This is a genomic window from Rhizobium sp. 22-785-1, assembly GCF_053521965.1.
This window is the reverse complement of the sequence record NZ_JBNWDI010000001.1, coordinates 525,672-547,040: the sequence shown is the minus strand read 5'-3', so window position 1 is coordinate 547,040 and position 21,369 is coordinate 525,672. Positions and strand designations below refer to the sequence as shown.

Annotated in this window: 22 protein-coding genes; 11 read left to right on the top strand and 11 right to left on the bottom strand. The window is 57.6% G+C overall.

Going from position 1 to position 21,369, the window contains the following annotated elements; all coding sequences use genetic code 11:
* Together ACQZ5M_RS02620 and ACQZ5M_RS02615 are read right to left on the bottom strand one after the other, a co-directional pair.
* Positions 1 to 528, bottom strand: coding sequence for a GNAT family N-acetyltransferase (locus ACQZ5M_RS02620; RefSeq protein ID WP_449079002.1), 528 nt, complete (start codon positions 526 to 528; stop codon positions 1 to 3).
* A 206-nt stretch (positions 529 to 734) separates the two neighbouring features.
* Positions 735 to 1,637 carry a DMT family transporter gene (locus ACQZ5M_RS02615; RefSeq protein ID WP_449079182.1) on the bottom strand — a complete coding sequence of 301 codons (903 nt, stop codon included), beginning with the start codon at positions 1,635 to 1,637 and terminating at the stop codon, positions 735 to 737.
* Positions 1,638 to 1,785: 148 nt separating this feature from the next.
* Here ACQZ5M_RS02615 and ACQZ5M_RS02610 point away from each other — a divergent pair, with 148 nt between their 5' ends.
* Together ACQZ5M_RS02610 and ACQZ5M_RS02605 are read left to right on the top strand one after the other, a co-directional pair.
* Positions 1,786 to 2,376 (top strand): 3'-5' exonuclease, encoded by a 591-nt coding sequence (locus ACQZ5M_RS02610; protein ID WP_296014022.1) that lies wholly within the window; start codon positions 1,786 to 1,788, stop codon positions 2,374 to 2,376.
* A gap of 63 nt (positions 2,377 to 2,439) precedes the next feature.
* On the top strand, positions 2,440 to 2,928 hold the full coding sequence (locus tag ACQZ5M_RS02605; RefSeq protein ID WP_296014023.1) for a CreA family protein: 489 nt from the start codon (positions 2,440 to 2,442) through the stop codon (positions 2,926 to 2,928).
* Positions 2,929 to 3,017: 89 nt separating this feature from the next.
* On the opposite strand, the gene ACQZ5M_RS02600 is transcribed toward ACQZ5M_RS02605, so the two are convergent.
* Positions 3,018 to 3,485 carry a chemotaxis protein CheW gene (locus ACQZ5M_RS02600; RefSeq protein WP_062426540.1) on the bottom strand — a complete coding sequence of 156 codons (468 nt, stop codon included), beginning with the start codon at positions 3,483 to 3,485 and terminating at the stop codon, positions 3,018 to 3,020.
* Positions 3,486 to 3,704: 219 nt separating this feature from the next.
* Here ACQZ5M_RS02600 and ACQZ5M_RS02595 point away from each other — a divergent pair, with 219 nt between their 5' ends.
* The 3 genes from ACQZ5M_RS02595 to ACQZ5M_RS02585 all read left to right on the top strand — a co-directional run bounded on the left by ACQZ5M_RS02595 (position 3,705) and on the right by ACQZ5M_RS02585 (position 5,647).
* A complete protein-coding gene (locus ACQZ5M_RS02595) occupies positions 3,705 to 3,863 on the top strand; it encodes a hypothetical protein (RefSeq protein WP_296076219.1) in 159 nt (52 codons plus the stop codon).
* A gap of 199 nt (positions 3,864 to 4,062) precedes the next feature.
* A complete protein-coding gene (locus ACQZ5M_RS02590; RefSeq protein ID WP_296076215.1) occupies positions 4,063 to 4,662 on the top strand; it encodes an SCO family protein in 600 nt (199 codons plus the stop codon).
* 100 nt (positions 4,663 to 4,762) lie between these two features.
* The gene (locus ACQZ5M_RS02585) at positions 4,763 to 5,647 is read left to right on the top strand and encodes a 50S ribosomal protein L11 methyltransferase (RefSeq protein ID WP_296076212.1); all 885 of its coding nucleotides are present in this window, start codon (positions 4,763 to 4,765) and stop codon (positions 5,645 to 5,647) included.
* Positions 5,648 to 5,788: 141 nt separating this feature from the next.
* Here ACQZ5M_RS02585 and ACQZ5M_RS02580 read toward each other — a convergent pair whose 3' ends face one another.
* Positions 5,789 to 5,962, bottom strand: coding sequence for a hypothetical protein (locus ACQZ5M_RS02580; protein WP_296076205.1), 174 nt, complete (start codon positions 5,960 to 5,962; stop codon positions 5,789 to 5,791).
* Positions 5,963 to 6,225: 263 nt separating this feature from the next.
* On the opposite strand from ACQZ5M_RS02580, the gene ACQZ5M_RS02575 reads away from it, so the two are divergent.
* On the top strand, positions 6,226 to 8,055 hold the full coding sequence (locus ACQZ5M_RS02575) for an aminopeptidase P family protein (protein WP_296076200.1): 1,830 nt from the start codon (positions 6,226 to 6,228) through the stop codon (positions 8,053 to 8,055).
* A gap of 27 nt (positions 8,056 to 8,082) precedes the next feature.
* Here the strand turns inward: ACQZ5M_RS02575 and ACQZ5M_RS02570 are convergent, their stop codons facing one another.
* Together ACQZ5M_RS02570 and ACQZ5M_RS02565 are read right to left on the bottom strand one after the other, a co-directional pair.
* The gene (locus ACQZ5M_RS02570; protein WP_296014032.1) at positions 8,083 to 8,397 is read right to left on the bottom strand and encodes an AzlD family protein; all 315 of its coding nucleotides are present in this window, start codon (positions 8,395 to 8,397) and stop codon (positions 8,083 to 8,085) included.
* Positions 8,398 to 8,409: 12 nt separating this feature from the next.
* A complete protein-coding gene (locus ACQZ5M_RS02565) occupies positions 8,410 to 9,108 on the bottom strand; it encodes an AzlC family ABC transporter permease (protein ID WP_449079001.1) in 699 nt (232 codons plus the stop codon).
* 187 nt (positions 9,109 to 9,295) lie between these two features.
* Between ACQZ5M_RS02565 and ACQZ5M_RS02560 the strand changes: the two genes are divergently transcribed.
* Positions 9,296 to 9,544, top strand: coding sequence for a DUF2164 domain-containing protein (locus ACQZ5M_RS02560; protein WP_296076194.1), 249 nt, complete (start codon positions 9,296 to 9,298; stop codon positions 9,542 to 9,544).
* Between the two features lie 4 nt (positions 9,545 to 9,548).
* On the opposite strand, the gene pncA is transcribed toward ACQZ5M_RS02560, so the two are convergent.
* The gene (gene pncA / locus ACQZ5M_RS02555; RefSeq protein WP_296076191.1) at positions 9,549 to 10,175 is read right to left on the bottom strand and encodes a bifunctional nicotinamidase/pyrazinamidase; all 627 of its coding nucleotides are present in this window, start codon (positions 10,173 to 10,175) and stop codon (positions 9,549 to 9,551) included.
* 405 nt (positions 10,176 to 10,580) lie between these two features.
* Between pncA and ACQZ5M_RS02550 the strand changes: the two genes are divergently transcribed.
* Positions 10,581 to 11,852: a tlde1 domain-containing protein gene (locus ACQZ5M_RS02550; RefSeq protein ID WP_449079000.1), complete on the top strand. Its 1,272-nt coding sequence runs from the start codon at positions 10,581 to 10,583 to the stop codon at positions 11,850 to 11,852.
* A 151-nt stretch (positions 11,853 to 12,003) separates the two neighbouring features.
* On the opposite strand, the gene ACQZ5M_RS02545 is transcribed toward ACQZ5M_RS02550, so the two are convergent.
* Positions 12,004 to 12,426, bottom strand: coding sequence for a DMT family transporter (locus tag ACQZ5M_RS02545; protein ID WP_296039569.1), 423 nt, complete (start codon positions 12,424 to 12,426; stop codon positions 12,004 to 12,006).
* The gene (locus ACQZ5M_RS02540; protein ID WP_296076186.1) at positions 12,423 to 12,896 is read right to left on the bottom strand and encodes a DMT family transporter; all 474 of its coding nucleotides are present in this window, start codon (positions 12,894 to 12,896) and stop codon (positions 12,423 to 12,425) included. Before ACQZ5M_RS02540 ends, ACQZ5M_RS02545 begins: the two co-directional genes overlap by 4 nt.
* 150 nt (positions 12,897 to 13,046) lie before the next feature.
* Between ACQZ5M_RS02540 and ACQZ5M_RS02535 the strand changes: the two genes are divergently transcribed.
* Positions 13,047 to 13,172 carry a hypothetical protein gene (locus tag ACQZ5M_RS02535; protein ID WP_296014042.1) on the top strand — a complete coding sequence of 42 codons (126 nt, stop codon included), beginning with the start codon at positions 13,047 to 13,049 and terminating at the stop codon, positions 13,170 to 13,172.
* Here ACQZ5M_RS02535 and ACQZ5M_RS02530 read toward each other — a convergent pair.
* On the bottom strand, positions 13,169 to 14,011 hold the full coding sequence (locus ACQZ5M_RS02530) for a glycosyltransferase family 25 protein (protein WP_296076183.1): 843 nt from the start codon (positions 14,009 to 14,011) through the stop codon (positions 13,169 to 13,171). The genes ACQZ5M_RS02535 and ACQZ5M_RS02530 overlap by 4 nt on opposite strands.
* A gap of 112 nt (positions 14,012 to 14,123) precedes the next feature.
* The gene (locus ACQZ5M_RS02525) at positions 14,124 to 16,595 is read right to left on the bottom strand and encodes an ATP-dependent helicase (protein WP_449078999.1); all 2,472 of its coding nucleotides are present in this window, start codon (positions 16,593 to 16,595) and stop codon (positions 14,124 to 14,126) included.
* 350 nt (positions 16,596 to 16,945) lie between these two features.
* On the opposite strand from ACQZ5M_RS02525, the gene ACQZ5M_RS02520 reads away from it, so the two are divergent.
* Both ACQZ5M_RS02520 and ACQZ5M_RS02515 read left to right on the top strand, forming a co-directional pair.
* Positions 16,946 to 18,094: an efflux RND transporter periplasmic adaptor subunit gene (locus ACQZ5M_RS02520; protein WP_296076177.1), complete on the top strand. Its 1,149-nt coding sequence runs from the start codon at positions 16,946 to 16,948 to the stop codon at positions 18,092 to 18,094.
* On the top strand, positions 18,091 to 21,255 hold the full coding sequence (locus ACQZ5M_RS02515; RefSeq protein ID WP_296076172.1) for an efflux RND transporter permease subunit: 3,165 nt from the start codon (positions 18,091 to 18,093) through the stop codon (positions 21,253 to 21,255). Before ACQZ5M_RS02520 ends, ACQZ5M_RS02515 begins: the two co-directional genes overlap by 4 nt.
* Positions 21,256 to 21,369 lie beyond the last annotated feature (114 nt).

The following is a 21,369-nucleotide window of genomic DNA, read 5'->3' as shown; positions in this document are numbered from 1 at the left end:
CTACCTCAGCCGCGCCATCAAGTAACAATCGGCATATGCGCCGGCTCGGAAGGCGTATTGGCGCATCGTGCCTTCTTTCTCGAAGCCGAACTTTTCATACAGCCGGATAGCGGGCGCGTTGTCGGTGAAGACGTTGAGCTCGATCCGTTTCAAGTCATGCCAGTTGTCGGCAGCGTCCAGCAAAGTCTTGATGAAGAGCGTTCCGAGCCCCTTGCCCGTGAAGTCATCATGGATGCCGAGCCCGAGCGATGCCGCGTGTCTTCGACGGCCACGTTGGGCGTGCAGGCCAGCGTTTCCGAGTAGCATTCCATTCCATTCTGCGACGATAACGATATCAGCGTGCGTCAGCGATTCGATATATTGGCGGGTGTGAGCGACGCTCTGGAAGGGCTGGCGCAGCGTGCCGTGGCGCACGCCCGGCATGTTCAGCACCTGTGCCAACGCTTCGGCATCGTCAGGGCGTATGCCGCGGATGGTGACGTCGTCGAGTGAAAAATCGGCGGGAGATGGTTCCTGGGACGGCGACATGCTGTTTCCTTTTGGTTGGAAGAGCAGGTGCATCCTCTTGCCCTGCTGCTTCGGCAGGGCTCTGGTGTAAAGATCGCGCGACCTATCGCGCCAATGCTCGACACAGGGCTCCACCGTCCACCGGCGCGCCGGTGGTACCCGTGGAAAGCATCACTGTGTTGGTCTTTGCGATCATGATGGAAGGATGAGGTCACAGGCCAGCCCTGTCAAGACGCCTTCAGAGACTTGCGCCGCAACAGCCGTCCATCGATGGCAACGAGGCCAGCGGCAATCATCGCCATGCCGATGAAATGCTTCGCTGCAAGCTGTTCTCCGAGCGCCAGCGATCCGAGCAGGATGGCGCTGACAGGAATGAGGAAGGTGACGAGCGCAAGATTGGTCGCCCCTGCTGAGGAGAGAATGCGGAAGAAGATCAGATAGGCAAGTGCGGTAGAGAGGAGCGCGATGCCAAACAGCGCCGCCCATGTCTCGCCACTCGGAATGGCGAGCGTCCATGGCCGGTCGATGACCATGGCAAGCGGAAGAAGCAACAGGCTCGAGGCGGAAATCTGGCCGGTGGCCGTGACCAGTGGGGCGACGCCCATGATCTTGAAACGCCGTCCGAAAACGCTAGCGAAGGAATAGGATATCGCGGCTCCCAGAATGGCAAGTTGACCCAATAAGCTCGATCTCTCACCGCTGAGTGCAGCGGGGCCGATCAAGGTTGCGACGCCTGCAAAGCCGATGATGACGCCTGCCAGCTTGTTGGCGCTGAGTTTTTCATCTGTGGTCAGCATATGGGCCACAAGCACGGTAAAGAGCGGTGTCGTGGCATTGAGGATGGAGGCGACGCCGCTTGCAATATGCGTCTGGCCCCAGACGATCAGCGAAAAGGGTATGATGTTGTTCAGCAGCCCCATCACGAGGAAGGCGCGGAGAACCTCCGGCTTTCGCGGCAGGCTGTAGCCGAGCACCCGACACACCGTGAGCAGCGCGAGCGCTGCAATAAACACCCGTAGCGTGACGATGGTGATCGGCGGCAGTTCTCTGACCGCGATGCCCACAAAGAAGAAGGAGCCGCCCCAAAGGATGGACAGGGCGACGAGCATTGCCCATTCCGTCGAATTCATGCGGCTATGTACGCTCATCTCGATCATCCCCGTCGCGGTATTGGGGCTTTAAGCTGGGGCGGCTGTGGTTCCCACCCGTTTCTTGCCCGGTGGTTCATTTTCGGGCCATTTTGTTCTATGCCGTTTGCGATATACGGGGAATCACCTCTTGAAAACAATCGCAATCGATTTCGAAACCGCCAATGAAGAGCGTGGTAGCGCTTGCTCGGTTGGGCTCGCCTGGATCGAGGACGGCGCAATCACGCGGGTAGAAGAACGGCTGATCCGGCCGAAAGACATGCGCTTTTCGCCCTTCAATATTGCCGTCCACGGCATTCGTCCAGCAGATGTGGAGGATGCTCCGGAGTTTCCCGAGGTGATGGAAGAGTTTGTCGACGAGTTTCGCGATGCGACGATGATCGCGCATAATGCGGCTTTCGATTTCAGCGTCATGCGCGCCAGCTTCGACAAATATCGGCAGAGTTATCCGTCGCTTTCTTATTTCTGCAGCGTGAAGATGGCGCAGCGCGTCTGGCCGTCGCTACCGTCACACAAGCTCAACATCATCGCGCATCATCTGCAGCTTCGGTTCGTCCACCATAATGCGGCAGAAGACGCCGTTGTCTGCGCCTCTGCGGCTCTTGCGGCGGCGAAGTCCCTCGCAGTTCAGCATGTGCGCGACATTCCAGCAAAGATCGGCATGGTTGCAGGGCGTTTGCACGCTTTGGGCTACGAGCCCTGCACCATGAGAAAACGATAATCCAACGGCTTGTCACCGTCGCGCGCCACCCTATCTGTTGTTGCAGACATGGAGGTAAAGGCGATGGTTTCAAAGAAGTTTCGGGCAATTCTGGTGGCGGGGCTTGTGCTTGCTCCGCTCGGCGCACTGGCGCAAGTGGTGGGCAAGGTCGGCGTGGACTGGACCGGCAACGATATCGTTGTGGAGGCCATTGCCGATCCCAAGGTAAAGGGTGTTACTTGCCACATTACCTATTTCGACCGCGGCGTGATCGACCGGCTAAAAAACGGCAACTGGTTCGAAGACCCTTCCAATAACGCCATTTCGTGCAGCCAGACCGGGCCGGTCGAAGTTGACGATATCGATCTCTCCAAGGGTGGGGAGGAAGTTTTCCGTCAGGGCATGTCGCTCGTGTGGAAGAAAATGGTCGTCAACCGGATTTACGATAAGGCCAATGACGCCCTGATCTATCTGGTCCACACCCGCGAGCTTACCGATGGCTCGGCTAAGATGGCGATCTCGACCGTGCCACTCTATGGGCAGACGGTCACATGGAAGAACGGTAAGCCTTAAGACTTGGGACGTGCGCGGACTGTTCGCACTCAACGAAAAACGGCGGACCCGAAGGCCCGCCGTTTTATGAAATTCGTCAAGACCGGTCGTTAGGCAGCTTCGCGCGACAGTTCGTCGGCGATGACCGTGTCGAGGTTGAGGAAGCAGACCATACTCTTTTCCAGCGCCACGATGCCGCGGCAGAAATTGCGCTGCTCTTCAGGAATGATTTCCGGGGCAGGCTGGAGGTCTTCCGAGCGGATGGTCATCATATCGGATACCTGTTCGACCAGAAGGCCGACCAGTTTGCCGCCAATATCGGTGACGATGATTGCGGAGCGTTCGGACGGTTCGGTCATCTTCATGCCAAGGCGGCAAGCCATGTCGATAACCGGGATAACTGCGCCACGAAGGTTTATGAGGCCGAGAACGTAAGGCGGGGTATGGGGCATCGGCGTGACTGGCGCCCAACCGCGAATTTCGCGGATCGCCATGATGTCGATGCAGAATTCCTGATCGCCGAGATGGAAGGAAACGATTTCGAGGTATGCGCCGGATTGTTTGATGGCGTTCGACATGGTCGTTGCTTGTCCTGACGGCTCTCTGGCGGGCCGCTTGTTTGGGAAGATGAATGCGGTGTCCAGTTGAACCCGGTGACATCATGTCGTGCGCTTATGCGGACCGCTGACGAACATGATGGCAAGAATCGTTTAAACTTTCACTAACAAATACATTCAAACCCGTTGTTACCGAGCTTTGCACTTTGCCTGGCAAGGATATTGCAGTATTGTTTGGCGATGAGCGGATTATCGTCCAACACCGGAAAGTTGCTTCTTGGCGCTGCTGCAACAGCAGCAGTTCTTTATGTGTCAGTGGCAACCTTTGACGGCTGGCTGCGGCACGGCACGGACATCTTCATCGCTTCGGTACAAAACGGCATTGCCTGGTGTTTTTGACCGGCCTCTACGCTGACTTCCTTTCTTGCATGGCACTGGGACAAAACAGCGCGGTTTGGCTTTCAAGCCGTTGTTGATTTGCGCAATGTCGAAGGCTTGGTTATCAAGCGCTTTAGGGCGCTTGGCGCCAACCGAGAGCGGTTTGCGATCATCCGCACCATGCTCTCGGACATTGTGTGTGGCATGGTGAGGAAACAGCATGAAATCGATCCGTCTTGCGCTCTGGGGTGCCGTGGTCGTTCTTTTGGGCGTCATGGGCTGGTTGACTGTTGAATTGACCAAGAGCCGCGAACAGATGGTGGAGGAAGCCTATGGCGTTCCGTTCCAGCTGGTCGCTCAGAACGGCCAGCCGATTACCGAAAAGGCTTTTCAGGGCAAGCCGACAGCGTTGTTTTTTGGTTTTACGCATTGCCCCGAGGTTTGCCCGACAACGCTGTTCGAGTTGAATGGCTGGATGGAAAAGGTGGACCCGACAGGCGACAAGCTGCAAGCCTATTTCGTCTCCGTAGATCCCGAGCGGGACACGCCCGAGGTGATGAACCAATATATTTCCAATGTCTCAAAGCGCATTACCGGTATTACCGGGGCTCCGGACAAGATTGCTGAAACGCTGAAGGGCTATCGCATCTACGCCAAGAAGGTGCCGGTCGATGAGAAGGAGCCGAATGGCGATTATACGATGGATCATACCGCCTCAGTGATCCTGCTTCGGCCCGATGGCTCATTTGCCGGGACGATTGCCTACGGCGAAAATCCGGATATCGCCGTCCAGAAGCTGCAAAATCTCGTCAAATCCTAAGCGGGCCGCGCAAGAAACTCGCTTCGCTCCATTGGATTGGTGTGTGTTTTGTGGCAAAGGCTGACGCGTCAACCAGCCAGGTTTTGAGAAAGCGTCTGCCGTGAGCGAAATCCGTCTCTATGTCACCACAACCGAAGTTCAGGCAGGCGATGCGCTCGACGTGATGTCTGAGGTTTTCGGCGAGGAAGATATTGCGATTGCGACCACCGAAGTGGATGAGAAGCGCGATATCTGGGAAGCGTCGATCTACATGCTGCGCGAGCAGGAAGAAGAGATCGCGGAGCGCTTTGCGTCCTTGCTACAGGCGTCCTTTCCGCACCTCGTCATCGAGCGCGAAGTCATTCCCGATGTCGACTGGATCGCCAAATCGCTAGAAGGGCTGAAGCCGGTGAGAGCAGGGCGCTTCCTCGTTCACGGGTCGCATGATCGCGACAAGGTTCGACCAAACGATCTGGCCATCGAGATCGAGGCGGGGCAGGCTTTCGGGACCGGACACCACGGCACCACGGCAGGTTGCCTGGAGATGATCGAGGATGTGCTGCGCGCCCGTACCATCCGCAATGCGCTCGATCTGGGAACGGGAAGCGGAGTGCTGGCAATCGCTGCCGCGAAAATGCGTAAAGTTCCTGTGCTGGCCACAGACATCGATCCGATCGCGATCCGGGTCGCGAAGGAAAATGCGCGGCTGAACGGCATCGCCGCCGGAATATCTTTCGAAACCGCGCCCGGGTTCCATTCGGACTCCTTTCGCCGGCATGGGCCGTTCGATCTGATTATCGCCAATATCTTGGCGCGTCCTTTGATCAAGATGGCACCGCAGCTCGTTGCGCATCTGGCGCCCGGCGGCACGGTCATTCTTTCCGGTATCTTGAGCACCCAGCGCTGGAAGGTCCTGTCTGCTTATAATGGCATGAAGCTCAGCCATATACGCACGATCTGGCGCAATGGCTGGGTCACGATCCATCTTCGCCGGGATAACTTCTGAGACAATGAAAAAGGCGACGCTCGCGCGCCGCCTTTTCAATCGGTCCTTCTGACCGAATCCGCGAACCTTGGGAGGAGAGGCTCAAGCGGATAAACGTATTCTTTTCAAAGCGGGCTTGGGAGGAGAAGACCCGATTGATGATCAGAATACGTAAGTGGATTTTGCCTTACGACGAAGTTCTTCGCGTGTGGCGCCGAACGCCGCGATCGTTGTCGCGTCGAGATTGAGCATTGCGCTGCTGACATGGCGATCGGCCTGACGCTGGCGGGCCTCGACGACGCGCTCGAATGCTGTGCGAAAGATCGACTTCGACATTGTTGACATCCTTGTTTCACGGGCGTTTCGTCGCCCTTTCGATGCTTTGGACATTAAGCCATACCGGCGTTGCAGGCCATAGACGCTTCGGCATCCTTGCTATGCGATTTTCGCAATGCTCATCCATCTCGGCATCGAAAATCTTGCTAGTTGCCTACAGTTTGTGCGGGTCGGCTGCATGCAAAAGCGCCTGTGCTTAGGTCTGGACGTTCAAGACGCTGCCGGGATATGCTCGGCCACACTGACGATTTAGAAAGCATTCCATGTTTCAGTCCTTCGACAACAAATCCGCTCCGCAATTCGGCAAAGCTCGCGTGGATGCGCTACGCGCGACATTCGATACGCTCGGAATTGATGGTTTTCTTATTCCCCGTGCTGACGAGTATCAGGGTGAATATGTTCCCGAATGCGCCGAGCGGATGGCGTGGCTCAGCGGCTTTACCGGATCTGCCGGCGTGGTGCTGGTGACGCGATCCGAAGCTATCGTATTCGTCGATGGTCGCTACACGACGCAGCTTGTGGCGCAGGTCGATCCATCGGTCTTCACGGGCGGCGACCTTGTTGGTGCGCCTCCCGCACGATGGCTTGCCGACAATGCGTCCGCGGGATTTCGCCTAGGCATCGATCCGTGGCTTCACACGAGCGCCGAGTTGTCGCGTCTTGAAAAAGCGCTGGAGGAGAAGGGGGGCTCGGTGGTCCTGCTTGCTGCCAATCCGCTCGATCCATTGTGGGAAGGGCGTCCAGCGGAGCCTCTCGAGCCGGTGACGATTCAGCCGGATGCTTTTACCGGTACCCCCGCGCGCGACAAGATCGGGGCGGTTGCGGCTGAGGCTAAAGGCCGGAAGGCAGATGCAGTTCTGGTCACCGATCCGTCTTCGATTGCCTGGATATTCAATATTCGCGGCAACGACGTTCCGCACACGCCGCATCCGCTTGCCCGCGCCATTATCCATGCGGACGGCAAGGCTGATCTGTTTCTGGATGAGCGAAAAATGAATGGCGAGGTCAAAAACTATCTTCGCGACCTCGGTGAACTTCAGACGCCGGCAGAGATCAAGCCGATGCTTCGCAGCCTTGCGGAGAAAGGCGCGACGATCTTGGTTGACGCCGATGTGGTGCCGGTGGCGCTGACGCGGATCATCAAGGATACGGGAGGCTCGGTCGTAGAGGCCACGGATCCGGTGAAGCTGCCACGGGCCTGCAAGAACGAGGCAGAGCTTGCCGGTTCCGCCGCTGCCCACATTCAGGACGGTGCGGCTATGGTCGAGTATCTGGCCTGGCTCGATGCCCAGCAGCCCGGCACTGTGACGGAAATCCAAGCGGTGAAGATGCTGGAGCAGACACGCGCCAAGCTTGGGCAGGCGATGCAGAACCCGCTGAAAGATATTTCCTTCGATACGATTTCCGGTTCCGGCCCGAATGCCGCGATCATTCATTACCGCGTGACCACCGACACGGATCGCACTCTGCAGAATGGCGAGATGTTCCTGGTCGATTCCGGCGCGCAATATATAAACGGCACGACGGATATCACCCGCACTGTTGCCATCGGCTCTGTGCCTGAGGAGCAGAAGCGCTTCCTTACCTTGGTGTTGAAGGGCGTTATTGCCATCAGTGACGCGAAGTTTCCGAAAGGCACGCGCGGTTGCGATCTCGATCCGCTGGCGCGCATTGCATTGTGGAAGGCAGGCGCCGATTACGGCCACGGCACCGGCCATGGCGTCGGCTCCTATCTGTCGGTGCATGAGGGTCCGCAGCGCATCTCGCGCGTATCTCAGCAGGAACTGCTGCCCGGTATGATCCTCTCCAACGAGCCCGGCTACTACAGACCTGGAGCCTTCGGCATTCGTATCGAAAACCTGATCTATGTGCGGGAGGCGCAATCGATCGAAGGTGGCGACCAGCCCATGCTTTCCTTCGAAACGCTGACGTGGTGTCCGATCGACCGCAGGCTAATCGTTGGTTCTTTGCTGACGGAGGACGAGCGCAATTGGCTGAACGACTATCACGCCAAGACGCGGGAAAAGCTGCTGCCGTTGATCAGCGATGAGAGCGTCAAGCAGTGGCTGACGGCTGCTACCGAGGCTTTGTAACGTCACGCTTTTGGCGGCATTTTTAGCTCACGCGAGCTGAAAATGCCGCAACGCCACGACCAATGCCCAGCCAGCAAACAGCATGATCAGTCCGGGAAAGCGTAAACCGACGATCAGGGCCACGATCATGCCGAGTTTCACGTCATAGCCGCCCTCGAAAAAGGCCGGCGCCACAAGCGTGGTCAGAACCGCGACAGGCACGGCGTTTAGTCCGGCCTCCACGCGGGGTGGGATGGATTTCAGCCGCGTCATCAACACGTAGCCGCCAACGCGGGTGAGATAGGTCGCGACAGCGCCGGCAAAGATGATGATCAGCGTCTGAAGATGGAAAAACTCGCTCATGACGTTTGCACCTCACTGTCCGCAATTTTTGGTTTTGGCAGGCGGCAAAATAACGGCGATGATGATGCCGGTCATAGCACCGATACTGACATGCCAGGGTGAACCGACGAAGTGGAAAGAGGCGATGGCGCCGACCGCACTTGCCAGCATGACGGGGTAGAAGCTGTCGCGCTTACGGAAACCGAGAACCATGCCCATGAAATAGATGGGTAGCAGCACGTCGAAGCCGAGCGCCTTTGGATCACCGACCAGATTACCGAGCGATGCGCCGAGGACGGTTGAGATCATCCACAGCACATAGACCACGAGTGCATAACCCATATAGAGCGAGTAACGCACCTCGCCGTGCAGTTCCTTCTGGCGGACGGATTCGGCAAATTGCGGGTCGACGAGAAAGAAAAAGCCGATCGCCTTGCGAGCGAAGGACCACTCCGGAACGATGCGAACCATGGCGGCCGAATAGAGTACGTGCCGAAAATTGACGGCGAAGATCGACAGGACCACGAGCCAAGCGGGCAAGTTTTGATTGAAAAGTTCGATGCCGACGAGTTGGCTGGCGCCGGCGTAGATGATGCCGCTCATCAGCGTTGCTTCATAAATGGTTAGGCCATTGTCGATCGCGACGGCGCCAAACAGCGCGCCGAAGGGCAAGACGGCAAGAGCGACGGGAAGGCCAAGGCGGATGCCTGACCTGAAAGGTGACTGGGTCATGGGGAGCCGGTCCTGCACCGGAGAACATTGAATAGCTGTTGACCTACAGCCTTGGCGACACCAGCACAAACAAAAATACGGAATGGCTCGATTGATTTATTTGAAGCTGAAATTAAGCTGACTTGGCTTGGAGCGCGGTCCCGTCTTTTTAGACGCACAAAGCCCGATGCTGTAGGAGATCATCATTGTGGAACTCAAAGTCGATAAACAGCAGAAAGCAGCAATGACCAAGCTCGTTCGGGACTATCTGGTCAACGAACTCGACGTGGATATCAGCGGGTTGCAAAGCGAAATGCTGGTGGACCACCTTGCGCAGGTAATCGGCCCTCAGTTCTACAATCAGGGTTTAAGGGACGCGCAAGCTGTGATCTTGCGCCGCATGGACGATGCCGCCTCTGACATCGATGTGCTGGAGCAGCACTTGCATGGCCGCTGACGGCTCAGGCTGTCAGAATATCGGTGCTGTTGACGACCGCTACACCCTTGGCACGCATGGCTGCAATGGCGGCCTTGATGCCCTCCGGATCGATGCCTCGGCTCGCGTCCTCAATGAAGCGCACCTTAACATCCGGAAGCATGTCGCGCGCATCTAGCGCCGAGAAACTGACGCAGTAATCGGTTGCAAGGCCGCAAATATCGAGAACGGTCACACCCTGGCGGCTAAGATAGTCTGCAAGGCCTGTGGTTGCCCACTTATCGTTATCGCGAAAGGCGGAATAGCTGTCGACGGCAGGGTTCTCGCCCTTTTGCTGGATGAAATCGAAGGCCTGAATATTGAGATCGGGATGAAACTCCGCATCGGTGGTTCCCTGAACGCAATGGTCTGGCCACATGACTTGCGCTTTGCCTGACAGCTCACCCATCTCGAAAGGCTGCGTTCCAGGATGCTGAGATGCAAAGCTGCCGTGGTTGGCCGGATGCCAATCCTGGGAGGCGACGATCAGGTCGTAGCCGCCATTCTCGATCAGAGCGTTGGCGATCGGCACGACTTTGTCTCCATCGACAACGGGAAGATTTCCACCCGGGCAAAAACCGTTCTGGATGTCGATCAGTAATAGCGCTTTCATGTGTCTTCCCTGAACGTGTCGGAGCAGGTCGAGCTTAAAGGCTTTCAAGTAAAATGAAAGCCGGTGCCGCCGCTATCGCCCCATTTTCGGCTAAGTCAAAAGATACTGGCTTCTCTAGAAGAGGGGATCCAGACAAAGCCGGTTTGTGCGGCGCTGACAGCCTTGCTCTTTGGTTTCGACGTCCGAAAAAACCGGCCCGAACATCGAATCTTACCTGCATGACCACAGCTCACGCTTCAGGGACAGCGTTTTCAGGGGACTCGTAAAGACTTTGGTTACCATAATTCGGCATGCTTCGGACCTGTTCACTTCGAAGTTGGTGCGATTCGCTCCTTGCATTCGAAGCCAACACCAAGTCGCTGGCCATAGGCCGGTTTTGCGTAAACGGTTCGAGTAACGAGTATCATGGCGTCATCAGTCGTGACCTATCAGGGTCGCCCCGTGCGCGGCGCGTCCCCAGCCAAAAAACGTGCCGCTCTTTCTAGCGGTGGCTTCTCTGCCCTTATGGGCGGCGGAGTTCTTGCCAGCGTCTGCGCAATCGCGGCTTTTGCCTCCTTGCACGGGATGGCGCAGGCCTCGCATGGTGCGCGCGGTTTTGAGAAAACGCTGGTTGCGCGTCTGGATCGTCCCTCAAACGATCCGTCCGATGCCGCTCAGCCGACTATCCACGTTCACAAATTTTCCAGGCTTTCGGCCAGCGCTGAAAGTCACCAGAAAATGACTCGCCTTGCAGCGGAGCATCACCTCAACGCCAAGCTTTTTGCCGCGCGTTTCGGTGCCGCCGCCATCGATGCTCAAGGGCAAGCGACAGTGAAGGAGCTTGCGGCGCTTCGCCCTTCGGCTATCGTCGATTCGGCGCTTGGACGCGGCCCTGAAACCGCCATGCTGGAAACGCCGACAGAGAAGGAACATCCGGCATTCGCTGCGGCGCTTGGACGTCCGCAACCAGCGGCGGAAGACGAAATCGACCTTCTGCCAGAGACGGTTCCACTGCCAAGTTTCCGCCCCGAGATTGCCAAGGCAATCGAAGTAGAGCCGATGCCGCGACCTGACCTTCCACCGGTCGCCGAAAAGACAGTCGCTACGCCTGCCACCATCCCAACACCCGTCAGACCGCCGGTGCAGCAGCCTGCAACGTCCACGATGGTGGCCTTTGCCAAGCCAGACAATCCGATGCGCGAAACGAAAATGGACGCTGTTCCGTGGCCGGACCGTGGCAATGGAACGGCTATATATGATATCTCCGCAGGTGTTGTGCATCTCCCCAGCGGCGAGAAGCTTGAGGCCCATTCGGGCATCGGCAAGATGCGCGACAATCCCGATTTCGTTCACGTGAAGATGCGCGGCGCGACACCGCCTTCCAGTTACCGTCTGACGATGCGTGAATCGCTTTTCCATGGTGTCGAGGCGATTCGCCTTACGCCGGAAAACGGCGTGAACCCGCATGGCCGCAACGGTCTTCTGGCGCATACCTACATGCTGGCGAAGCGTGGTGAATCGAATGGCTGCGTCGTCTTCAAGGAATATCCGAAATTTCTCGCGGCTTTCAAACGCGGAGAAGTCAAGCGCCTGATCGTCGTGCCGAAGTTGAATGGACGTCCATCTGCCATGGCTGCCAGCAACGGTGGAAAGAGCGGGGGCAAAACCTTGTTCGGTAGCCTGTTCGGCAAGAGCTAAAACCGATCGCGGATTTTTGGGCTCCGCGCCTCACGCTTCAAAGCAGGTCCGATGAACGCGATTTTACCAGACCTGCTTTAACCCGTTTTCTGCATTTTCGGTCGTGTATCCGCCGAACTCTTTCGCGCGGACCGTGCTTTATGAAATCGCTTCAGCGTCGCCGTTGCGTCAGCACCATGCCGGCGAGGATGAGGAGCACACCGAGTGCCGTCGCCCAGATTTTCGGCGGCTGGTCGCTCAGGAAATCCAGCGCCACGCCGGATACCATCTGGCCGCTGATGACGAGAAGCGCGGTGTTGACCGCGCCGATGCGCGCGATGAGCCAACTTCCCGAGGCGATGAAGACCACGCCGATCGGACCGCCGATGAAAGCGTACCACGGCGCTTCAGTCGCGCCTTCAGGGAACAGGCCACCAATAAAAAGCCCCAGCAAAGTCAGAACCGCAAGTCCGACAAAGTGATTCCAGAAGGATGCGGTGAGCGGTGAAGTGGACAGGCTGAGACGCCCGTTGATCTGGCGGCTGAGCGACACGAAGACGCCCCCGACGAAAGCCATGGCGATCCAGACGATCATGTCGCTCTTCCTATGAGAATGATAAGAGCGCTGCCGCCGAGGATCAGGGCGATTGCCAGAATGTCTTGGCCTTGCGGACGTCGTTTTGGCAGACCAAACAAACCCCAGAAATCCGCCGCGAGACTGAAAATGACCTGTCCCGCCAATCCGAGCGCGATGGTGCCGGAGAGGGCGAGCGGCGAGTTTACCGCCGTGGAGGTCAACATCACAAGCACCGCGCCGATCATTCCCCCGAGATAGGCCCACAATGGAGCCTTGGGCTTTGTCGCCTGTCCTGGTGCCCGTTTCCGGTAAAGCAAGGCCATCATAATGATGGCGGCAACAGTGCCCGTGGCATGCGCCGTCCAGGATGAAAAGAGAGCGTTGCCATAATGGGCAAGCATTCCGTTGAAATGCACCATCAGGGTCAAGAGACCGCCACTGGCAAAGGCTGCGGCCAGGTGAAGCGGGTTGGAACGTGTCGGCGTCATGGGAATCTTCGTCTCTTTGAACTGATCCTTCAGATGCTTCGCTTTAGAGCTTCACGGGCCGAAAGCAAAATGAAATGCATTCATCGGCTCGATCCTGTGTGGTTATGACGTAAAGCCGGAACAAAATCCGCACAGATCGGTTGTCTGCGCATGAAGAAAACCACACGCAAACCACTGAACCGGATGACTGTCTTCGTCATCTCCATCTTCGTTCTGGCCGTCATCATTGCCGCCGTTTACCTGATCGGTTTTACGCCAGGTGAGACGACGGCTTAAGACGTGCGCTGTTCCGCTGGAAGCATCACGGGCTGAACGGGTCGCTGGGCCACACTACGCGAAAAGAAGCCAATTGTTTTAACCTGTAGCAGCCTGAAGCCGCGGCACAGGAACCGCGCTATTTCCAAATAGGCGCGATAGGGAAGCACGGTGAGATAACGCCAGCCCGGCAGTCGATAGCTGCGGACGTTATACTGGATCTGGCTCCGGGCATCGGCATGTTGGGTGGCGCAGACCGGGTAGATAAACGCAGCTTTCAGCCCGGCAAGATATTCGGTGTCGAACGCGATGTCATACGCAAGTCTCATCGGCACGAGATCGGTCGAAATCCATTGGGCCGCTCGACGATTGATGACATATGCGCCAGCGCCCTTTTCGCGGGTCATGGCGATGGCGAGCGCTCTTTGAGCTGTGAGCTTTTGAAACGGATATTTTCGGCCCGAATTGACCGTCGACAATCGCAGTATATCCCAGGATCCGCTCTTCTCGACGGCGGCTTCGACAGCCTCCAGAAAGTCGTCGTGGAAAATGACGTCGTCTTCGAGGATGAGAGCAAAGTCCGCCCCACTGCGTAGAAGTCTGCGGGCGCACTCTACGTGGCTAAGATAGCAGCCGACTTCCGGCGGGCAAGTGCGGCGGCCATGGAGCAGCTTGTAAGAGATTTCACTGAACTGCGGAATGGGGAAGGTCAACGCCCTGCCATCGACCGCCTCGATGCGTTCGGCAGTCAGGCCGATCGCACTCAGTCTTTCAGACATGCCCAACCTGCGCTCATGCGCATGCGCCATGTTGATGAGATAAACAGCAAGTATTTTTTTAGGTTTTTCGAATAAATGCAATTTATCCTCAGAGGAAATTACTAGGTAATGACAATTGTTATTACCTAGAATCACTCGCAGAGGAAGTAGCGGATCATGACGATCCGGAGAATTACGACCTGAATATTTGACGTCAGGCCTTTTCCACGAAGCCGTCTAGCACACGTTTTTGGCCGGCACGGTCAAAATCGATTGTCAGTTTGTTACCCTCGACGGTCGCGACGTTGCCATTGCCGAACTTGATGTGGAAGACACGATCTCCGACAGCAAATTTCGAAGGGACATCTGCGACTGACTTTGCCACCAGCTCGCCTTCAATCGTGCGGGTACGCGGGCCGCTTTCACCGTAACCAATCCGCTCCACCGCATGGCCAGAGCGGGACCCCCAATTGTCGCGTGTGGCATCGGAGCGATTGGCCTGCGCCCGCTTCCAACCCGGAGTTGAGTAGTTGTTGGTAAACGGGTCTGCCTTGTCAAAACGCGACTGGCCGTAGCCGCCGCGGCCACCATAGCCGCCATAATTGCTCTCCGATGCCGTGACCTCGACATGCGATGGGGGCAGTTCGTCCAGGAAGCGGGAGGGCAGGGTTGATTGCCAAAGGCCATGAATGCGGCGGTTGGAGACGAACCAGATGTGGCAGCGTCGCTTGGCGCGGGTAATGCCCACATAGGCAAGTCGCCGCTCTTCTTCCAGGCCGGAACGTCCACCTTCATCCAAAGAACGCTGATGCGGAAACAGGCCTTCTTCCCATCCCGGCAGGAAGACCGTTTCGAATTCGAGACCTTTGGCAGAGTGCAGCGTCATGATCGAGACGGCGTCGAGGTCCTCGTTTTGTTCGGCATCCATGACGAGCGCTACGTGCTCAAGAAAGCCACGCATGCTCTCGAAGGATTCCATCGAGCGGATAAGTTCCTTAAGGTTTTCAAGACGTCCAGGCGCTTCCGCTGTCTTGTCTGCCTGCCACATGGCCGTATAGCCGCTCTCATCGAGGATCTGCTCCGCCATAACCGTGTGCTCGGTGTTTTCAAGAAGACCTTGCCAGCGGCGGAAATCCTGAACCACATCGAAGAGCGCCTTACGTGCCTTGGGCTTCAACTCATCGGTCTCGATAATATCAGCGGCAGCCGCCAGCATGGGAATATCACGGGCGCGGGCGTAGTCGTGCAGCGTGCGAATGGTCGTGTCACCCAGACCGCGCTTTGGGGTGTTGACGATACGCTCGAAGGCCAGATCGTCCGCCGGTTGGCAGACGAGACGGAAATAGGCCATTGCGTCGCGGATTTCCATGCGCTCGTAGAATCGGGGGCCGCCGATGACGCGGTAATTCAAGCCGAGGGTTACGAAGCGATCTTCGAACTCACGCATCTGGAATGAGGCGCGGACCAATATCGCCATGTCGTTCAGATTGTGCTTGGTATTGCGCTGTAACGCCTCGATCTCTTCGCCAACGGCGCGTGCTTCTTCTTCCGAGTCCCAGGCCGCGTGGACCACGACCTTCTCGTCGTTCGGATCGACACGATCGGTAAAGAGCGTCTTGCCGAGGCGGCCTTCATTATGAGCGATCAGATGGCCGGCGGCGCCGAGAATATGCTCGGTGGAGCGATAATTGCGCTCCAGCTTGATGACCCTGGCGCCGGGAAAATCCTTGTCGAAGCGCAGGATGTTGTCCACCTCCGCGCCGCGCCAGCCGTAGATGGACTGGTCGTCGTCGCCGACGCAACACACGTTCTGAGGCTCTCCTTTGGCGCGCTGTGCCAATAGCCGGAGCCACATATATTGAGCGGTGTTGGTGTCCTGATACTCGTCGACGAGAATGTAGCGAAAACGCTGGTGGTAATCTTTCAGAATATCGCCATGGCGGCGGAAGATAGTGATCGGGTGCAGAAGAAGATCGCCGAAGTCACAGGCGTTCAGAGTCTTCAGACGCGCCTGATAGGCGGTGTATAGGTCTCGACCCTTTCCGTTGGCGAAAGCGCGACTGTCGCCTTCCGGAATGTCCAGCGGTGTCAGGCCCTTGTTCTTCCAGTTGTCGATCATACCGGCAAACTGCTTGGCAGGCCAGCGTTTGTCATCCAGACCTTCTGCCTGGATGAGCTGCTTGATGAGCCGCACCACGTCATCCGTATCGAGGATGGTGAAGTCCGATTTCAGCCCGACCAGTTCTGCGTGACGACGCAGTAGTTTCACGCCAATGGAGTGGAAGGTGCCGAGCCACGGCATGCCTTCTACCGCGCCGCCGACGAGAACGCCAATACGCTCCTTCATTTCGCGGGCGGCCTTGTTGGTAAAGGTCACGGCGAGGATCTGACTTGGATAGGCGCGGTTGGTTGCCAGGATATGGGCAATACGCGTGGTCAGCACGCGGGTCTTGCCGGTGCCCGCTCCTGCAAGAACCAGCACCGGTCCGTCCAATGTCTCCACCGCATCCCGCTGTTCCGGATTGAGGCCTGAGAGATAATCGGGTGCGGAACGTGCCTGATCGCGTGCAGCCATAGCGCGGGCAGCAATTCCCAGACCGCCAGCAGCCGGCGCGGCAGGTGCCGGGCGGCGCGGCTCGTTTGGTTCTTCGTCGAAGAACGGCATATCGTCGAAACTGTTACTCATGCGGCTCAATGTAGTGATTCGGTATGTAAACGCTAGAACATCGTTCTGCTTTTATTCCCGCATCAACTGCGATCGCGTCCAATCCAAGGCAGAGGCGCCTGCGTTGCAGGTGCGTTTGTTCTGCCAATCAGATGCGTTTTTTCAGGTTTTCCGACCAGCATTACAACTCCTGATACTGCTAGTTTGCCGATTTCAGACTGAATGTCGTCAAATAATCGAGAATTACAATTCAGTAAGAAACGGAATCATGCGTTGCGTTGTTAAGCGGCTGCAAAGATACTGCGATAAATCATTTGCGCGTCGGCACCATGGTGCGACCGCGTTTGCGTTTAAATTACACGGAGAATTGGATGCGGGTTTGGAAGCAGATTGGTGTCAGTCTGGCGGTCGTCGGAGCCGGCTTCTTTTTGTGGGCCTTTAATTCGTCCACCGGGCGCGACCTTTTGGCAAGCGCGGGCATCGTCACGGCAGAAAATCCAGTTGCACCGACAGCCGCGGATTCTGCGTCTAAACCGTCAGGGCAGAGGGGCGGCGGGCGCAGCAATGCGACGCTTGTCGTAACTGCTCCGGTGAAAACCGCCACCGTGAACGACCGCCTGAACGCTATCGGCAACGGCGAAGCCATCCAGACCGTCATCGTGACACCTCAGGCTTCCGGCCTGGTTTCGGAAATCCTGGTTTCCTCTGGCCAGAAGGTTAAGAAGGGCGACGTTCTGGCCCGGCTCGATGATGACGAGCAGTTGATCGAGCGCGATAAAGCGCAGGTCGCTCTCAGGAGCGCGGTCGAGAAATCCTCATCCTACCGAAATCTCCGGTCTGTGGCGCGCCTCGATGTTCTCGATGCGCAGATTGCCGAAGAGTCCGCCAAGCTTGCCGTCAGCACCGCCGAGCTTAATCTCAAGCGACGCAACATCGTCGCACCCATCGAGGGAATCGCAGGCATCGTCGCTATCAATGTCGGCGATAATGCCACGACGCAGACAAGCGTTGTCAGCATCGACGACCGCTCGAAAATTCTCGTCAATTTCTGGGCACCAGAGCGGTTCGCGACCACGATCAAGGTGGGCATGCCGGTGGAGGCGACCTCGGTTTCGCGTCCGGGTGAAACGTTCACGGGTAAGGTCGAGGCGGTTGACAATCGTGTGGACGAAGCAAGCCGGACCGTGCGGGTGCGTGCGGTTTTCGACAATGCAAGGGACGAATTGCGCGCCGGCATGTCGTTCAGCGTGACGATGCGGTTCGAGGGAAAAAACTATCCATCAGTCGATCCGCTGGCCGTGCAATGGGACGCGGATGGATCGTATGTCTGGCGTGTGAACGATAACAAGTCAAACAAGGTGCGGGTGCAGGTGGTTCAACGCAATCCGGATGCGGTGCTGGTGAAGGCCGATCTCACACCCGACGATGTTATTGTAACGGAAGGCCTTCAGCGGGTGCGCGAAGGTGGGGCTGTGCGCCGTGCGGACGCTGCGAATGCAGCGGAGGTGGCAAGCCGATGAGTGCTGCATCGACCGGACAGACGCCGCCCGCAGGCCAGGATTCGAAGCTGACATTCACCGCGCTCTTCGTCCGTCGGCCTATCCTTGCTGCCGTTATCAATACGCTTATCGTCGTTGCTGGCCTTGCGGCGCTCGTCGGCGTGGAAGTGCGCGAATTGCCGGATGTGGATCGTCCGGTCATCTCCGTGCGCACGACCTATGACGGCGCCTCGCCGCAGACGATCGACCAGGAGGTGACGCAGACCATCGAAGGCGCGGTCGCTCGCGTCAGCGGCGTGAAATCCATTTCCTCAGCGTCCCAGTTCGGGACCAGCCGCGTGACCTTGGAATTTGGTGACGACATCGATCTTGCCGTTGCGGCGAACGACGTGCGCGACGCAATCGGGCGCGTCACCAATCAGATGCCCGAGGATGCCGATGAGCCGCAGATCATCAAGGCCGATTCCGACAGCCAGCCGATCATGCGTCTGGCCGTCACTTCCTCGACACTGAGCATGGAAGACCTGACGAAGCTCGTGGACGATGAGATCGTCGATCGTCTGGCTGCCGTGGACGGCGTTGCCGATGTGGAACTTTATGGCGATCAGGAAAAGGTCTTCCGGGTCGATCTCGATCAGGCCGCCCTCGCCAGTCGCGGGCTGACGGTGACGGATGTGTCGAATGCGCTGGCAACCGCCGCGCTCGACGTTCCTGCCGGATCGCTGAAGAGCTCGACGCAAGACATCGTGGTTCGCGCGACCGCCAATCTGACAACGCCCGCAGAATTCGAGAACCTTGTGATCAAGGACAAGGTCCGCCTACGCGATGTGGCGAGCGTTCAGCTTGGCGCGGATGACGAGAACACGTCATTACGCTCCAACGGAGTGCAAGGGGTAGGGCTTGGCGTTATTCGTCAGGCGCAGTCCAACACTCTGAATATTTCGAGCGGCGTGAAGGCGGCTGTCGAAGCAATGACGCCGAACTTGCCAGAGGGCACCAGAATTGTCGTCACCAGTGACGATGCGGTCTTTATCGAAGGCGCGCTTCACGAGGTGGAACTGGCGCTGGGCCTGTCCGCGCTGATCGTTGTCGTCGTTCTCTATCTTTTCCTCAGGGATTGGCGCGCCACGCTCATTCCGGCGATCACCATGCCGGTCGCGTTGATCGGTACGCTGGTTGCGATCTACATGGTCGGTTTCTCCATCAACATCCTGACGCTGCTCGCCATCGTTCTGGCGACGGGTCTTGTGGTGGACGACGCCATCGTGGTGCTCGAGAATATCGTGCGCCGCCGTGCCGAAGGCATGGGGCCGCGGGCGGCAGCCGTTCTCGGTACGCAGGAGGTGTTCTTCGCGGTTCTTGCCACGACGGCAACGCTTGCTGCGGTCTTCATTCCGCTATCCTTCCTGCCCGGCCAGTTGGGCGGCCTATTCCGCGAGTTCGGCTTCGTGCTCGCCTTCGCGGTCGGCCTATCCTCCATCGTGGCGTTGACGCTTTGCCCGATGCTCGCCTCCCGGATGCTGAAAAAGACCGTCGAGCACCAGACCGGACCGCTTGCCTGGTTCGGCAACGTGTTCGCCAGTACCTACAAAAAGACGCTTTCGAGCTGTCTAAACAATCCGGTGATCGTCATTGTCGTATCGCTTGCCTTCGCTGGCGTGTCCTGGATCGCTTTCGGCATGGTGCAGAACGAGTTGACGCCGCGCGAAGATCGGTCTTCGATCTTCATGCGCGTTACGGCACCGCAAGGTGTCAGTCTTGAATATACGCGAGACCAGCTGCAGCGTATCGAGGAAAATCTTGCGCCGCTTCGCGAAAGCGGGGAGATCCGCAATATCTACTCGATTACCGGCATGAACGGGGCAACAAATTCCGGCTTCATGGTGCTGACGCTGGCGCCGTGGGCAGATCGCGATCGAACTCAGAACCAGATTGCTCAAGACATCAACGCGGCTGCGCAAAAAGTGCCCGCTCTGCGCGGTACGGCGCAGCAACCGAACAGCTTGCGCATTCGCGGTGCTGGCAACGGGTTGAGCATGGCGATGGTAGGATCCAACTATCCGGCGCTGACAGAAGCGACCCAGAAGTTGCTGTTGTCCATGGAAGAAACCGGTATGTTCGATACGCCGCGTTTTGACAACGAGCCGAACCAGGCTCAGCTTTCGGTGTCCATCGATCGTGAGCGGGCATCCGATCTCGGTATCGATATCACCGGGCTTTCCCGTGCAATGCAGTCTCTGCTCGAAGGCCGCTCTATTGTTGACGTGTTCGTGAACGGTGATGCCATACCGGTACGCCTGCTGGCCTCAACGCGCCCGATCAACGATCCGACTGATCTTGAGAATGTCTTCCTCAAGACCGATGACGGAAAGATCGTGCCGATGTCGGTTATCGCGACTATGAAGGAAAATGCGGTGGCGCCGCAGTTGAATCGCGAACAGCAACTGCCGTCGGTCGGATTTTCCGCCAACCTGCGCGAGGGTGTTTCCCTTGGTGAGGCCGTCGCGAAAGTCAACGAGCTTGCCGGCCAGATCATGCCATCCGGCGCGCGTTTAATGCCGCTTGGTGAGGCCGCGACATTGCAGGAAAACTCCAGCGGCATGCTGCTGACCTTCGGTTTTGCCATTGCGATCATTTTCCTGGTGTTGGCAGCGCAATTCGAAAGCATACTGAGCTCACTCATCATCATGACGACGGTCCCGCTCGGCCTTGCTTGCGCCGTCATCGCGCTGTTGGTCACCGGATCGAGCCTCAATGTCTACAGTCAGATTGGTTTGGTGCTTCTTGTCGGCGTCATGGCGAAGAACGGCATTCTGATCGTGGAGTTCGCCAACCATCTGCGTGACCAGGGGGCGAGTGTGCGTGACGCCATTGAGAAGTCCTGCAGCATCCGTTTGCGCCCGGTGATGATGACAATGATCGCCACCATTCTCGGCGGCGTGCCGCTTGTGTTGGCGCAGGGTGCCGGTGCTGAGGCCCGTATCGCGCTTGGCTGGGTGATTGTCGGCGGTCTCGGTTTCGCGACGCTGGTGACGCTCTACATTACGCCGGTTTCCTACCTGCTGATTGCGCGCTTCGCCAAGCCGCAGGCCGATGAGGAAATCCGTCTTCACCGCGAGTTGGATACGGCCATTCGTCGTCGCGCTTTGGAAGAAGACAAACCGCTTCTCGCGGCGGAATAATTTGGAGTCCAACACTGAAGCAAGGTAAAGCCTGCGCTGGACAAAGTGAAAGCCTTGTCACATACCACACCATGACCCGCGCGCGGCGCGGGTCGAAATTTGCAGTGTGGTGGA

Bases quoted from the DNA above. Each gene is read 5' to 3' on its own strand.
- ACQZ5M_RS02565 (WP_449079001.1), bottom strand. From the start codon at position 9,108: ATGACCCAGTCACCTTTCAGGTCAGGCATCCGCCTTGGCCTTCCCGTC.
- ACQZ5M_RS02570 (WP_296014032.1), bottom strand. From the start codon at position 8,397: ATGAGCGAGTTTTTCCATCTTCAGACGCTGATCATCATCTTTGCCGGC.
- ACQZ5M_RS02575 (WP_296076200.1), top strand. From the start codon at position 6,226: ATGTTTCAGTCCTTCGACAACAAATCCGCTCCGCAATTCGGCAAAGCT.
- ACQZ5M_RS02615 (WP_449079182.1), bottom strand. From the start codon at position 1,637: ATGAATTCGACGGAATGGGCAATGCTCGTCGCCCTGTCCATCCTTTGG.
- ACQZ5M_RS02595 (WP_296076219.1), top strand. From the start codon at position 3,705: ATGAGCGGATTATCGTCCAACACCGGAAAGTTGCTTCTTGGCGCTGCT.
- ACQZ5M_RS02540 (WP_296076186.1), bottom strand. From the start codon at position 12,896: ATGACGCCGACACGTTCCAACCCGCTTCACCTGGCCGCAGCCTTTGCC.
- ACQZ5M_RS02590 (WP_296076215.1), top strand. From the start codon at position 4,063: ATGAAATCGATCCGTCTTGCGCTCTGGGGTGCCGTGGTCGTTCTTTTG.
- ACQZ5M_RS02520 (WP_296076177.1), top strand. From the start codon at position 16,946: ATGCGGGTTTGGAAGCAGATTGGTGTCAGTCTGGCGGTCGTCGGAGCC.
- pncA (WP_296076191.1), bottom strand. From the start codon at position 10,175: ATGAAAGCGCTATTACTGATCGACATCCAGAACGGTTTTTGCCCGGGT.
- ACQZ5M_RS02535 (WP_296014042.1), top strand. From the start codon at position 13,047: ATGAAGAAAACCACACGCAAACCACTGAACCGGATGACTGTCTTCGTC.
- ACQZ5M_RS02580 (WP_296076205.1), bottom strand. From the start codon at position 5,962: ATGTCGAAGTCGATCTTTCGCACAGCATTCGAGCGCGTCGTCGAGGCC.
- ACQZ5M_RS02515 (WP_296076172.1), top strand. From the start codon at position 18,091: ATGAGTGCTGCATCGACCGGACAGACGCCGCCCGCAGGCCAGGATTCG.
- ACQZ5M_RS02600 (WP_062426540.1), bottom strand. From the start codon at position 3,485: ATGTCGAACGCCATCAAACAATCCGGCGCATACCTCGAAATCGTTTCC.
- ACQZ5M_RS02605 (WP_296014023.1), top strand. From the start codon at position 2,440: ATGGTTTCAAAGAAGTTTCGGGCAATTCTGGTGGCGGGGCTTGTGCTT.
- ACQZ5M_RS02525 (WP_449078999.1), bottom strand. From the start codon at position 16,595: ATGAGTAACAGTTTCGACGATATGCCGTTCTTCGACGAAGAACCAAAC.
- ACQZ5M_RS02545 (WP_296039569.1), bottom strand. From the start codon at position 12,426: ATGATCGTCTGGATCGCCATGGCTTTCGTCGGGGGCGTCTTCGTGTCG.
- ACQZ5M_RS02620 (WP_449079002.1), bottom strand. From the start codon at position 528: ATGTCGCCGTCCCAGGAACCATCTCCCGCCGATTTTTCACTCGACGAC.
- ACQZ5M_RS02550 (WP_449079000.1), top strand. From the start codon at position 10,581: ATGGCGTCATCAGTCGTGACCTATCAGGGTCGCCCCGTGCGCGGCGCG.